The sequence below is a fragment of the Klenkia brasiliensis genome (assembly GCF_900100695.1).
Lineage (GTDB): Bacteria > Actinomycetota > Actinomycetes > Mycobacteriales > Geodermatophilaceae > Klenkia > Klenkia brasiliensis.
On sequence record NZ_FNCF01000004.1, the window covers coordinates 424490 to 436996 of the forward strand.

General features: G+C 78.6%; 16 protein-coding genes. 12 read left to right on the forward strand and 4 right to left on the reverse strand.

The features are described 5' to 3' along the window. Positions 1-11: 11 nt before the first annotated feature. A complete protein-coding gene (locus BLT39_RS13960; RefSeq protein WP_165640272.1) occupies positions 12-743 on the reverse strand; it encodes a maleylpyruvate isomerase family mycothiol-dependent enzyme in 732 nt (243 codons plus the stop codon). 153 nt (positions 744-896) lie between these two features. Between BLT39_RS13960 and BLT39_RS13965 the strand changes: the two genes are divergently transcribed. The 6 genes from BLT39_RS13965 to BLT39_RS13990 all read left to right on the forward strand — a co-directional run bounded on the left by BLT39_RS13965 (position 897) and on the right by BLT39_RS13990 (position 4831). Next, a complete protein-coding gene (locus BLT39_RS13965; protein ID WP_242658398.1) occupies positions 897-1220 on the forward strand; it encodes a hypothetical protein in 324 nt (107 codons plus the stop codon). Continuing rightward, the gene (locus tag BLT39_RS13970) at positions 1220-1705 is read left to right on the forward strand and encodes an SAV_6107 family HEPN domain-containing protein (RefSeq protein WP_091064250.1); all 486 of its coding nucleotides are present in this window, start codon (positions 1220-1222) and stop codon (positions 1703-1705) included. Before BLT39_RS13965 ends, BLT39_RS13970 begins: the two co-directional genes overlap by 1 nt. Positions 1706-1811: 106 nt before the next feature. Next, entirely contained in the window at positions 1812-2567 is a 756-nt protein-coding gene (locus tag BLT39_RS13975) for a class I SAM-dependent methyltransferase (RefSeq protein ID WP_242658399.1), read from the forward strand. 10 nt (positions 2568-2577) lie between these two features. Continuing rightward, the gene (locus BLT39_RS13980) at positions 2578-3330 is read left to right on the forward strand and encodes a methyltransferase domain-containing protein (RefSeq protein ID WP_091064251.1); all 753 of its coding nucleotides are present in this window, start codon (positions 2578-2580) and stop codon (positions 3328-3330) included. Further along, complete coding sequence (locus BLT39_RS13985; RefSeq protein WP_091064252.1) at positions 3327-4475, forward strand: alkaline phosphatase family protein; 1149 nt, start codon at positions 3327-3329, stop codon at positions 4473-4475. The genes BLT39_RS13980 and BLT39_RS13985 overlap by 4 nt, the downstream gene beginning before the upstream one ends. After that, entirely contained in the window at positions 4472-4831 is a 360-nt protein-coding gene (locus tag BLT39_RS13990; protein ID WP_091064255.1) for a hypothetical protein, read from the forward strand. Before BLT39_RS13985 ends, BLT39_RS13990 begins: the two co-directional genes overlap by 4 nt. Here the strand turns inward: BLT39_RS13990 and BLT39_RS13995 are convergent. The 3 genes from BLT39_RS13995 to BLT39_RS14005 form a co-directional block, all read right to left on the reverse strand. After that, positions 4828-5778, reverse strand: a complete 951-nt coding sequence (locus tag BLT39_RS13995; protein WP_091064259.1) for a sucrase ferredoxin — start codon at positions 5776-5778, stop codon at positions 4828-4830. The genes BLT39_RS13990 and BLT39_RS13995 overlap by 4 nt on opposite strands. Then, positions 5775-7043, reverse strand: a complete 1269-nt coding sequence (locus tag BLT39_RS14000) for a cupin domain-containing protein (RefSeq protein ID WP_091064263.1) — start codon at positions 7041-7043, stop codon at positions 5775-5777. The genes BLT39_RS13995 and BLT39_RS14000 overlap by 4 nt, the downstream gene beginning before the upstream one ends. A gap of 148 nt (positions 7044-7191) precedes the next feature. After that, positions 7192-7422 (reverse strand): hypothetical protein, encoded by a 231-nt coding sequence (locus BLT39_RS14005; RefSeq protein WP_091065142.1) that lies wholly within the window; start codon positions 7420-7422, stop codon positions 7192-7194. Between the two features lie 175 nt (positions 7423-7597). Here BLT39_RS14005 and BLT39_RS14010 point away from each other — a divergent pair, with 175 nt between their 5' ends. The 6 genes from BLT39_RS14010 (at position 7598) to BLT39_RS14035 (ending at position 12494) form a co-directional block, all read left to right on the forward strand. After that, positions 7598-8563, forward strand: a complete 966-nt coding sequence (locus BLT39_RS14010) for an acyl-CoA dehydrogenase family protein (RefSeq protein ID WP_242658400.1) — start codon at positions 7598-7600, stop codon at positions 8561-8563. Next, entirely contained in the window at positions 8560-9294 is a 735-nt protein-coding gene (locus BLT39_RS14015; RefSeq protein ID WP_091064268.1) for a PIG-L deacetylase family protein, read from the forward strand. The genes BLT39_RS14010 and BLT39_RS14015 overlap by 4 nt, the downstream gene beginning before the upstream one ends. Continuing rightward, the gene (locus BLT39_RS14020; RefSeq protein ID WP_091064270.1) at positions 9291-9890 is read left to right on the forward strand and encodes an SAM-dependent methyltransferase; all 600 of its coding nucleotides are present in this window, start codon (positions 9291-9293) and stop codon (positions 9888-9890) included. The genes BLT39_RS14015 and BLT39_RS14020 overlap by 4 nt, the downstream gene beginning before the upstream one ends. Further along, on the forward strand, positions 9887-10606 hold the full coding sequence (locus tag BLT39_RS14025; protein WP_207507967.1) for a glycosyltransferase family 2 protein: 720 nt from the start codon (positions 9887-9889) through the stop codon (positions 10604-10606). The genes BLT39_RS14020 and BLT39_RS14025 overlap by 4 nt, the downstream gene beginning before the upstream one ends. A 41-nt stretch (positions 10607-10647) precedes the next feature. Continuing rightward, positions 10648-11898, forward strand: coding sequence for a DNA polymerase IV (dinB, locus tag BLT39_RS14030; protein ID WP_242658401.1), 1251 nt, complete (start codon positions 10648-10650; stop codon positions 11896-11898). Positions 11899-12095: 197 nt separating this feature from the next. Further along, complete coding sequence (locus BLT39_RS14035) at positions 12096-12494, forward strand: DUF3040 domain-containing protein (RefSeq protein WP_091064272.1); 399 nt, start codon at positions 12096-12098, stop codon at positions 12492-12494. Positions 12495-12507: the final 13 nt, after the last annotated feature.

Sequence of the window (12507 nt, forward strand, 5' to 3'; positions counted from 1 at the left end):
TCCGACCGGGCTCAGGGCGTGAGCGGCCGGTCCAGCAGCTCGCGGACGGCGGTGGTGTCGCCGGTGACCTCCAGGCGGAGGTCGTCGACGCCGATCCGTCGCCACAGCAGCAGGAGCAGCCCCTCGGCCGGCGCGGTCACCGCACCGACCTGTCCGCCGGGCCCGTCGCCGGTGGCCAGCACCCGGGGGCGGCCGTCCTCGGCCGCCACCAGCCCGACCCGGCCCGGGGCGTCGGGGCAGCGACCCAGCCGGACCTGGCGGGGGAGGAAGACGGTGAGCACCTCGTCGACGCCGTCCAGTGCGGTGGCCGCGTCGATCCGGGGCCCGGCCGTGCCGCGCGGGTGCAGCGCGCTCTCCGCGTCCCAGCGGTGCAGCGCCGCCTCGTGGGCCTGGCGGCGGCGCCAGAACCCCGCGGTGCCGTCGGTGCGGTCGAAGGTCCAGCACGGGGTGCCCGGCGGGGTCGACCGGAGCGCGGTGCGCAGCTGCCCGGCGCCCTCGGCGTACCACCCGGGGACCAGCTCGTCCTCGACCGGGCCGGTGGGCTCGGCCGGCGGCCGGTCGGTGACCAGCGCCGCGGCGGCCCAGCGGTGCACCCCACCGGTGTGCCGGCCCAGGTCGGCGACCGACCAGCCGGGGCAGCCGGGGACAGGTGCGCCCAGCCGGCCGTCGTCCCGGGCCGCCACGAGGGCGGCGGCCAGGGCCGTGGTCTCCCGGTCCAGCACCTGCAGCGCGTCGAGGGGCACGACGGCACCGTAGGACCCACCGCCGCCCGGACGCCGCACCCCGGGCCCGGCCGGCCCGGAACTGTCGGTGGTCCGTGCTCTGCTCCGTGCATGCAGACGAACACGTGTTCGACTCCCCGGTTGACGGCCCCCGGCGGGCATGGTGTCCTGGTCGTGTTCGAACGCGCGTTCGAACAGCGGGTGGGGTCCCGGGGCGAGGGGGAGGCGGCGATGGTCCAGGTGCTGGCGGGGGAGCGGGTGCAGGTGGAGCGCGGGCCGTCCGGTCCGCTCCGGTTCTGGCGGGGCGAGGGCCTCGGCCGGGGCCGGTACGAGGTCGGGCAGCTGGTCGAGCACCGGGTCGAGGCCGGGCCGGGCCGGCAGGTGTGGCGGGTCGAGGCGGTGCGCTCCGGCCGGTCGCGCACCAGCTTCGCCGGGGTCTTCGACCTGACCTGGGAGCCGGCGGACGACCGCTGGTCGCTCGTGCGGGTGCACGACTGATGGGCGCGGCCCGGGCGCTCTCGCCCGCCCAGCTGGAGCTCACCCCACCGCTGCCGCCGGCGGCCTCGCAGCTGCTCGGTCAGGCCCACCGCGGGCTGGCCGAGGCGGCCGGGTGCCGTGATGCCGGGTGGCGCTACGCCACCGCGCACCTGGCCGCCCTGCGGGGCGCGGCGGCGGTGCTGGCCGCCCGCACGCGGCCCGAGTCGGGTCGGCGCCGCCCGCGCAGCGCCTGGGTCCTCATCGGCCAGGTCGCCCCGGAGCTGGGGGAGTGGGCGGCGTTCTTCGCCGCCGGCGCGGCCAAGCGGGCGGCGGCCGAGGCGGGGCTCAGCTCGGCGGTCACCGAGCGCGAGGCCGACGACCTGGTCCGCGACGCCGGTGCGTTCCTGGCCGTCGTCGAGACCACGCTGGGCCGGCCGGTGTCCGCCGCGGCCGCCGAGCCCGCACCGCCCGGCCAGCCGGAGGTGCGCCGGCTGCGCCCGGCCTGATCCGCCCACCGCGTCGGGCGGCCCACCGCGTCGGGCCCGCCGACCGGAACTTGCCGGAACGGCACGGTTCCTTGCGGTGGCGGCCGGGGAGCTCGAGGGTCGGGGCATGGCTCCCGCGCACCCCCACGACCACGCACCCGACGACCACCACGGCGACCACGGGCACGACCACGAGCACCACGACCACGGCTCGGCGGAGCAGATGGCGGCGTGGCGGGACACCGACCCGTCGCTGTGGTTCACCGAGGCGTTCTGGGACGACCGCTACCGCGAGCGGCCGATCTGGTCGGGCAACGCGAACCAGCGGCTGGTCGAGACCGCCACCGAGCTGGCACCCGGCCGTGCGCTCGACGTCGGCTGCGGCGAGGGCGGCGACGCGATCTGGCTGGCCGCCCGGGGCTGGCAGGTCACCGCCACCGACGTCTCGCCGGTCGCCCTCGAGCGCGCCCGCGAGGCCGCCCGCGCGGCCGGCGTCGCGGACGCGATCACCTTCGAGCACTCCGACGGCCGCAGCGACTGGGCCCCGCCGGCCGGCGCCCACGACCTGGTCACCGTCTCCTTCGTGCAGTTCCCGCGTGCCGAGCTCACCGGTTTCCACCGCAAGCTCGCCGCCGCGGTCGCCCCCGGCGGCACCCTGCTCATCACCGCGCACCACGCCGACTCCCACGGTGGCGGCGAGACCCCGTTCAGCGCCGAGCTGTTCGCCACCGCCGCCGAGATGGCCGCCGGGCTCGACCTGGGCCCCGACTGGCAGGTGTCGGCGACCGACCCCACCCGCGAGGCGGTCGTCCCGCCCGGGCCCGGGGGGCGTCCCACGACGGTCCGGGACGCGGTGCTGCGGGCGGTGCGCGCCCCCGTCTAGGGTCGCCAGGGTGCCGCAGCCGCAGACCCCGCCCGCCGGCCCCGCCGAGCCCCCGGTCCGCGCTGCCGCGGTGTGGGCGGCGCTGGACCCGCTGGTCGGCGGTGCGCCGCTGCAGGTGCTCGACGTCGGCGGCGGCGCCGGGGTGTTCGCGGTGCCGCTGGCCCAGCGCGGCCACTCCGTCACCGTCGTGGACACCTCCGCCGACGCGCTGGCCACCCTGCGGCGCCGCGCCGACCTCGCCGGGGTGGGCGGCCTGGTCCGCGGCGTGCAGGGCGACGCCGACGCGCTCGGCGCCGTCGCCGGCCTGGACGGCGGCTACGACCTGGCCCTGGTGCACGCCGTCCTCGAGGTGGTCGACGACCCCGCCGCCACCCTGGCCGGCATCGCGGCGGCGCTGCGCCCCGGCGGCCGGCTGAGCCTGACCGCCGCCAACCGGGCCGGGGCCGTCCTCGCCCGGGCCCTGGGCGGCCACCCGGTGGAGGCCCACGCCCTGCTCGGAGACCGCGACCCCGCCCCCGACCGGGCCCGCACCCGGCTCGCCCGGCGCCGGTTCAGCCCCGACGAGCTGCTGACCCTGGTGCACGACGCGGGCCTGCAGGCGGGGGAGTGGCGCGGGGTGTCCGTGGTCGCCGACCTGCTGGAGTCGACCTCCGGCGCCGACCCCGACGCGCTGCGCCGGCTGGAGCTGGAGCTCGCCGGCCTGTCGCCCTACCGCGACGTCGCCACCGCTCTGCACGTCGTCGCCACCCGCGACACGTTGTGACGCTCCCCGCCGACCTGCACCGCCCGGCCTACGGCTCGGCGACGCTGGCCGACGTGCTGCCCTCGGTCTCGGCCGCGCTCGGCGTCGGCGACGCCGACCGCCTCGGCCTGGCCGAGCACCTGCACGGCGCCCGCCGGGTCGCCGTCCTGCTGGTCGACGGCCTGGGCGCGGACCTGCTGCGCGCGCACGCCGACCTCGCGCCCACCCTCGCCGGGCTGGCGCACCCCCTCGGCGACCTGCAGGCCCCCTGCCCCAGCACCACCCCGGTCAGCCTGACCAGCCTGGGCACCGGGGTGCCGCCGGGCGCGCACGGGGTGCTCGGGTTCGTCACCGACGTCCCCGGGGAGGACCGGCCGCTGACCCACACGCAGTGGACCGACGACCCCGACCCGGCCCGCTGGCAGGCGCGCCCCACCGTCTTCGCCGGGCTCGCCGCCGCCGACGTGCCCTCCACCGTGGTCGGCCCCTACGCCTACGCCGGCTCCGGTCTGACCGACGCCGCCTACCGCGGTGCCCGGTACGCCCCGGCGGTCAGCCCCGGCGACCTGGCCGGGGTGCTCACGCGCTCGCTGGCCGCCGCCGACCGCACCCTGGTCTACGGCTACCACGCCGAGCTCGACCTGACCGGGCACGTGCGCGGGGTGGACTCCCCGTCCTGGCGCCAGCAGCTGGCCCACGTGGACCTCGTGGTGGCCCAGGTGCTCGACGGACTGCCCGACGACGCCGCCCTCCTGGTGACCGCCGACCACGGCATGCTCGACGTCCCGGCCACCACCCGGCTCGACGTCGACGCCACGCCGTCGCTCACCGAGGGCGTCCGGCTGCTGGCCGGCGAGCCGCGGGCCCGCTACGTGCACGCCGTGCCCGGGGCCGCCGACGACGTCCTCGCCGCCTGGCGGGACGAGCTCGGTGACCGCGCCTGGGTGGTGGGCCGCGACGAGGCGGTCGCCAGCGGGGTGTTCGGCCCGGTCGAGGACGACCTGGTCGCCCGGATCGGCGACGTCGTGGCCCTGGCCCGCGGCACCTGGGCGGTCACCGCCACCCGGCGCGAGCCGGTGCCCTCGGTGCTGGCGGCCTACCACGGCTCGCTGACTGCGACCGAGCTGGCGATCCCGCTGCTGGTGGGCCGGGGGGCCGCGCTGTGAGCGGCCCGCTGCTGACCGTGTGCCGCGGCTGCTGCTGCGGCCGCGCCGAGAAGCACCCCGGCACCGACCACCGCGCGCAGCTGGACGCCTTCCGGGCCGGCGGGGCGACGGTGCGGGTGGTCGACTGCCTGGACGCCTGCGAGCGGTCCAACGTCGTGGTGGTCAGCCCCAGCCCCGCCGGGCGGGCCGCCGGCGCCCGGCCGCAGTGGGTGGGCGGTGTCCTGGAGGAGGAGATCACCCAGGACGTGCTGCAGTGGGTGGCCGACGGCGGGCCCGGCGTCGCCGACCCGCCGGACTTCCTCGACCTGTCGTTCTTCCAGCCCTCGCGCCGGGTGCGCGGGGAGGCCGGCCTCTAGCCGACCGAGACCGGGTGCCAGGTCCGCCAGCGCCCCGGCTTGAGCGCAGCGCAGGTCAGCAGCCGGGCGTCGGCCGACAGCCGGCTGTCCAGCACCACCGCGACGTCGCCGTCGGGCCCGCGCAGGTCGACCTCCCACCGCTCCGTGCCGTCGTCGGCCGCGCCTCCCGACCGCACCGAGAGCACCGGCAGGTCGGCCACGCCCAGCAGGCCCAGCTCGACCCGGGCGAACTGCTGCGCGGCCTGCGCCGGCGGCGTCAGCCCGGCCCGGCCGCGCAGACCCTCGAGCAGCACCTCACCGCGCGCGTGCGCCTCGGCCAGCCCGCCGCCGTCCTCGGGCACCTGGCCGTAGAGGTGCCCGGTGGGCAGCACCAGCACGTTCGCGGCGAACCGGTCGCCGCCCAGGTGGCTGGTCTCCCAGACGTCCCCGGACAGCGTCCGGGCCAGCGGGCGGCCGCGCACCGCGCAGCAGGCGTCGTGCCCGCCGTGCGTGCAGACCAGGAAGGACGGCGCGTCGACCTGCACGCCGACCGAGCCGTCCAGCGGCACCTCGAGCAGCTCGGCGTCCCGGGTGCGCCGTGACCACCGCACCCAGCCCTCGCGGACGTCGGCGACCGCCCACCGGCCCTGCGAGTCGGCCAGCTTCTCGCCGGGCCGGCGCACCATCTGGATCCGCAGGCCGGCCTCGCGGGCGCGCTGCGCCAGGCGGGGGGCGACGTCGGCGTCGAAGCGGGACTGCAGCAGGGCGTCGCGGCCCCACGGCCCGGGCTGCTCCACCAGGAGCCAGCGGCGGGCCGGGGGAGCGGTGGCCAGCGGGGAGTCACCGGCCAGCAGCGCCTGCACCGAGCAGCGGCCGGCGTCCAGCCGGCCGACGGGGCGGCGCCTCGGGTCGGGGTGCTGGCAGTACGGGTCCTCCGGCGCCCCGTCGGGCAGCTGTTCCGCGGTCATCGGCTCCCATGGTGCACGGCTGCACCGGGCCGTGCGTCGGGGACGACGGCCACGGCCTCCACCACCAGCCGGCGGGCCAGCTCGACCTGCTCGTCGGCGCCCAGGCCGGGCAGGTCGCCCACCTTGAGCTCGCCCACGGCCAGCAGCTCGGCCAGCGCCGGGCGCTGGGCCGCGGGGAAGGTGCGGTGCTGCCGTCCGGTCACCAGCACGACCTGCTCGCCGACGGCGTCGCGCAGCTGCACCCGCAGCCGCGGGCGCACCCTTAGCACCGTGTCGGAGGACAGCGAGGCCGCGGCGGTGGACTGCGCCAGCGGGGCCACCGGCTCCGGGCGCACCTGCGCCCAGGTCCGCGACCGCAGCCGGTCGGCCACCGCGGCCGGGTCGACCCGGTCCAGCGCGGCGTGCAGGCCCGCGATGACCGCGGCGACGTCGTCGGCGGTGCTGCGCGGGTCGGCCAGGTCGACACCCAGCGGCAGCGAGGTGCGCAGCGCGGGGTCGTCGACGGCGAGGGTGCGCACCAGGTCGAGCGCGGACTCCACCGCGCTCCACCGGGTCACGTCGTGCACGCCGATGGTCAGGTGCGCGCTGATCTCGCCCAGGGCGCGCGCCGAGTGCAGGTAGCCCCGCGGCAGGTAGAGCGCGTCGCCGGGGCGCAGCACGGCGTCGATGACCGGTTCCTCAGCCGCACGGGCAGCCACCGCGTCGGCCCGCTCGCCCCAGGGCTGGGTGCGGAGGGGGTCGGTGAGCACCGGCTCGTGGATGGTCCAGTGCTTCTCGCCGGCGACCTGCAGGACGAAGACGTCGTGCACGTCGTAGTGCGGGGAGAAGCCCTGCGAGGACGGCGGGGTGATGTAGGCGTTGACCTGCGTGGGGTGGCCCAGCTCGGCGGCGAGCGCGTCGGCGAAGGCGATGAGCGGCGGCCAGAGGCGGTGCAGGCCCTGCAGCACCACCGTCGAGCCCTCGCTGAACAGCCGCAGGACGGCGTCGGAGGAGACCTGGTCGGCCACCTCGGCCCCCGCGCCGCCCGGGCCGGTGAAGCGCTTGGCGTCGACGACCTCGCCGTTGCGGGCGATGCGCAGGAAGGGGGTGCGCAGACCGCGGGTGCTCAGCAGCTCGTCGACGTCGGCCAGGGTGAGCAGGTCGGAGAAGTCCTGGCCCAGCTCGGCCGCGCTGGTCAGCAGCGGACGGCGGGCCCAGTACGCGACGGCGAACTCCGCCGGGTCGACGCCCACGCACCGGCGCAGGGCCGTTCCTCCGTGCTCCACCTGTTCCTCCTCGTCCGCGGCGGGTGCCGGCCGACCCTGCCGTCCTCGTCGTGCCCGGAGCGGGCGCACGTCGCCGCCCCGGTCGTGCCGAGGGCCGGGGGACCACCCGCGCTGGGATGGTGCCCCGGCCCTCGCCGTGCTGCTCGGGTCAGGCCGAGCCGTCGGCCCCGCCGTCCTGCTGGCCCGGGGTGCCGCCACCGGCGCCGCTGTCCGCGGGGCCCTCGGCGCCGCCGTCCGCGCCGCCGTCCTGCTGGCCCGGGGTGCCCTCGCCGGCGCCGCTGTCCGCGGGGCCCTCGGCCGAGCCGTCCGCGCCGCCGTCGTGCTGACCCGGGGTGCCCTCGCCGGCACCGCTGTCGGCCGGACCCTCAACGCTGGTCATGTCCTCGTCCTCGAACACCGCGGTTCCTCCAAGAACTCGTCGTGCGACCGCCGGTCGGCGGTCCCGGGGCCCTAGTACCGCGGTCCCGCCCGCGCTACACATGCCGAACGGCGTACGCGGAGGGACCTGCCCGTACCGGATTGGGATCCCCCGGTGCAGGGGTAGCGGGCGCTGCGTGCTCACCGAGGACTGGTGCCCGCAGATCACCCGGACGGCTGCCGGTTTCACCGAGCTGGTCGCCTCGGGCTGGGCCCTGCCGTTGCCCGGACGAGGCTCCACCTCCCGGCGCTGGTCCGGCCTGACGGCGCTGGGGGCACGCGACCTGCCGCTGGCCCGCCTGGCCGAGGGCCACGCCGACGCGGTCGCCGTGCTGGCCGAGCTCGGCGGCCCGGACCCCGACCCCGGCGCGCGGCTGGGCGTGTGGGCCGCCGAGCCGCCCGACGGCCGGGTCACCGCCACCCGCACGGGCGGCGGCTGGACCCTGACCGGGACCAAGCGCTGGTGCTCCGGGGCGCGGGTGTGCACCGCGGCGCTGGTCACCGCGCACGCCGACGACGGCCGCCGGCTCTTCCTCGTCGACCTCGCCGACCCGCGCGCGACCGCCGTCCCCGGTGCCTGGGCCGCGCCCGGGATGGCCGGCAGCGACACCGCCGACGTCCGGTTCGACGCCGTCCCCGCGCAGCCGGTCGGCGGCGTGCGGGGCTACCTCGACCGGCCGGGCTTCTGGCACGGCGGCATCGGCGTCGCCGCGGTCTGGGCCGGTGGCGCGCGGGCGGTGGCCGACCGGCTGGCCGCCGCCGTCGCGGCCGGGCCCGACCCGCTGCGGGACGCCGCCTGGGGCGCCGTCGACGTCGCGCTGTCCGCCCTCGACGCCGCGCTCGCGGTGGCCGCCGCCGAGGTGGACGCCGACCCGGTCGACCGGGCGGGCGCCGCTGCGGTGCGGGCGCAGCGGGTGCGCGGGCTGGCCGCCCGGACCGGGCTGGAGGTGCTGGCCACCACCGGCCGGGTGCTCGGCGCCGGCCCGGCCGCGCACGACGCGGCGCACGCCGCGCGCTGCGCCGACCTGGAGGTCTACCTGCGCCAGCACCACGGCGAGCGGGACCTGGCCGCGCTCGCCGAGCCCCTGCGGGCCGCCCGGTGAGCACCCCGGCGGCGGGTCACCGGCCCGGCGCGACGCCGGAGGAGGTCTGGGCGGCGCAGCGGCCGGCGTGGCCGGCGTGGCGGCGCGACCCGGGGTGGCGGCGGGTGGTCGTGTGCGCCGCGCACCCCGACGACGAGGTGCTCGGCGTCGGCGGCACGATGGCGCTGCTCGCCGCCGCCGGCGTGGACCTGGTGCACGTCGCGGTCACCGACGGGGAGGCCAGCCACCCCGGCAACCCGGTCCTCGGCCCGGCCGACCTCGCCGCGGCCCGGGAGCGGGAGTCCGGCGCCGCACTGGCCGCCCTCGGGGTGGCGCCGGTGGACGCCGTCCGGCTGCGGCTGCCCGACTCCGGGGTCGCCGAGCACGAGGCCGGGCTGACCGACGCCCTGGCACCCGTGCTGGCCGGGGCGGACCTGGTGCTCACCACCTGGACCGGGGACGGCCACCCCGACCACGAGGCGGTGGGCCGGGCCACCGTGGCCGCCGCGGGCGCACTCGGCGTGCCGGTCGCGCAGTACCCGGTGTGGGCCTGGCACTGGTCGCACCCCGGCGACCCCCGGTTGCCCTGGGACCGCGCCCGGGCGGTCGCGCTGCCGCCGGGGGTGCGGGACGCCAAGCGCGCCGCGGTCGCCTGCTTCACCACGCAGGTGCACCCGCTCGGGCCCGACCCGGCGGTGCTGCCCCCGGAGTTCCTGGCCCACGCCGACCGCGACCACGAGGTGCTCTGGTGACCCTGCCCCCCACGTACTTCGACGGCCTCTACGCCGACGCCGAGGACCCCTGGTCGATGCGCACCCGCTGGTACGAGCGCCGCAAGTACGCCCTCACCGCCGCCGCGCTGCCCCGGGAGCGCTACCGCGACGGGCTCGAGGTGGGCTGCTCGGTGGGGGAGCTGACCGCCGTCCTGGCCCCCCGCTGCGACCGGTTCGCCGCCTGGGACACCAGCGCCGCCGCGGTGGCCCGCGCCGCCGCACGCAACCCCGGTGTCGCCGTCGAGCAGCGGACCGCGCCGGTCGACCCGCTGCCGCCGGTGGACCTCCTGGTGCTCTCGGAGGTCCTCTACTACCTGTCACCGGCCGACCTCGCCGACCTGGTCGACCAGGTGCGGACGGCGGTCCGGCCCGGAGGCACCCTGCTCGCGGTGCACTGGCGGCACCCGGTGGCCGACTACCCGCAGACCGGCGACGCGGTGCAGGGGGCGCTGCGCGCCGGGCTGGACTGGCCGCGGGTGGCCACCCACGCCGAACCCGACCTGCTGCTGGACTGCTGGGTGCGCTCGGCCGACCCCCGTGATGCCTCGGTCGCCGCGGCGGAGGACCTCTGGTGAGCGGACCCGACCTGCTCGGGGTGGTGGTGCCCGCCCGCGACGAGGCCGCCCTGCTCCCCGGGTGCCTGGCCGCGCTGCGCCGGGCCGCCGCCCACCCCGATCTCGCCGGTGTCCCGGTGCTGCTGGTGGTGGCCACCGACCGGTGCACCGACGCCACGCCCGACCTCGCCCGCGCCGGCGGCGCGGTCGTCGTGGACTCCCGGGGCGACACCGTCGGGGACGCCCGGCACGCCGGCGCGCTGCGGGTGCTGGCCGAGGCCGCGCACCGGGGCGTGCCGCCGCGGCGGGTCTGGCTGGCCGCCACCGACGCCGACAGCCGGGTGCGGGGGGACTGGCTGGCCCTGCACCGGGCGGCGGCGGAGTCCGGGGTGGACGCGGTGCTGGGCCTGGTCCGCGTGGCCGACTGGGCCGGGCACCCCCCGCACGTGGCCGCGGCCTTCACCCGGGCCTACGACGCGTGGCGGGCCGGCGGGCCGGGCGCGCTGCACCCGCACGTGCACGGGGCCAACCTCGGCGTGCGCGGGGACGCCTACCTCGCCGTGGGCGGGTTCCCGCCGCTGGCGGTGTCCGAGGACGCCGCGCTGGCCGGCGCGCTGGCCCTGGCCGGCCGGGTGCTGCTGCGCACCCCGCTCTCGCCGGTGACCACGTCGGCCCGCCGCCACCCCCGCGCGCCGGGCGGGTTCGGGGCGGACCTGGACCGCCTCGCGGACGGCTGAGCGGCTAGGCTGTCGAACGCGTGTTCGACGGGAGGAGGCCGGTGGAGCGGGCCGAGGGCTGCCGGGTGCTGCACGTGGACATGGACGCCTTCTTCGCCAGCGTCGAGGTCCGACGCGACCCCTCGCTGGCCGGCCGGCCGGTCATCGTGGGCGGCGCCGGCGGCCGCGGCGTGGTCACCTCGGCCACCTACGAGGCCCGGGCCTTCGGGGTGCACAGCGCGATGCCCACAGCCCGCGCGCTGCGGCTGTGCCCCGACGCGGTGGTCGTCCCCGGGGACATGGCGCTGTACTCCGAGGTCTCCCGCGGGGTGATGGCCGTGTTCCGCAGCATCACCCCGCTGGTCGAGCCGCTGTCGGTGGACGAGGCCTTCCTCGAGGTGTCCGGCGCCACCCGGCGGCTGGGCGACGCGCTGGCCGTGGCCGAGCTGGTCAAGGCCCGCGTCTTCGACGAGCAGGGCATCACCTGCTCGGTCGGGGTGGCTCCCACCAAGTTCGTGGCCAAGCTGGCCTCCACCCGCAGCAAGCCCGACGGCCTGCTCGTCGTCCGCCCGCACGAGGTGGTCGGCTTCCTGCACCCGCTGCCGGTCGGTGCGCTGTGGGGCGTGGGCCCGCGCACCGAGGAGGCCCTGCACGCCGTGGGGCTGCGCACGGTGGGCCAGCTCGCGCACGCGCCGGTCGAGCTGCTGCAGCAGGCGGTGGGTCCGGGCAGCGGCGCGCACCTGCGCGAGCTGTCCTGGGGCCGCGACCCGCGGCACGTCGTCCCCGACGAGCGGGAGAAGTCCACCGGTGCGGAGGAGACCTTCGGCCGCGACGTCGACGACCCCCGGGTGATCCACCGCGAGCTGCTGCACCTGTCGGAGCGGGTGGCCGGGCGGCTGCGCGGCGCCGGGCACCAGGCCCGCACGGTCACCCTGAAGGTCCGGTTCAGCGACTTCACCACCATCACCCGCTCGCGCACGCTGCCGGCCCCGAGCGACGTCGGGCAGGTGCTGTACGACACCGCCCGCGAGCTGTTCGACGCCCTGGCCCTGGACCGGGTGGCCGTGCGGCTGGTGGGGGTGCGCGCGGAGCGGCTGGCCGACGCCGGGGCCACGTCGGTGCAGCTGGCGCTGGGGGAGCGGGAGCACGGCCGCCGCGACGCCGAGCTGGCCGCCGACCGCGCCGTGGCCCGGTTCGGGGCCGGCGCCGTCCGGCCGGCGACCCTGCTGCGGCGCGACGGGATCACCGGGCGCTCGCAGGCCGCCCCGCGCCCGGACCGCGCGCCGCGGACGACACGCCGGGACGACGGTTGACGCCCCGTGCGGGCGGGGAACGCGAGCCCTCGCCGGGACGTTCTCCCGGACGTGGTGCACCCGACCGGGTGTGCCACGACCGACATCGCCGCCTCGGGGCCGACTCGCCTTTCGCACCCCGGCGCGGACTCGTATCCTCGGGGCACCGCCGGCGACTCGCCACCGGCGGAACCGGAAGTGGACCTCAGGAGGTCGTCGTGCCGCTCTCCGAGCACGAGCAGAAATTGCTGGAGCAGATCGAGCGCGCGCTCGTGGACGACGACCCGAAGTTCGCCTCCCAGGTGCGCAGCGGGGACCGCCGCAAGGGCGCCCGCCGCAAGCTGCAGCTGGGTGCGTTGCTGGTCGTCGTCGGGCTCGCCGTCCTGGTCGGGGGCGCCGCGCTCCCCTCGGTGCCGCTGGGCGTCGTCGGGTTCCTGGTCATGCTCGCCGGTGCCGTCCTCGGCGTCCTGAACTACAAGCACGCCACCGGCGCGGTCGAGGCCCCCGGCGCCGCCGGTGGGGCTGCCCGCCCCGCCGGGCGCGGCGCGGCCAAGGCCAAGCGGCAGCCGCTCAAGGACCGCCTCGAGGAGCGCTTCCGCCGCCGCTACGACCAGTAGCCCCCCGCTCGAC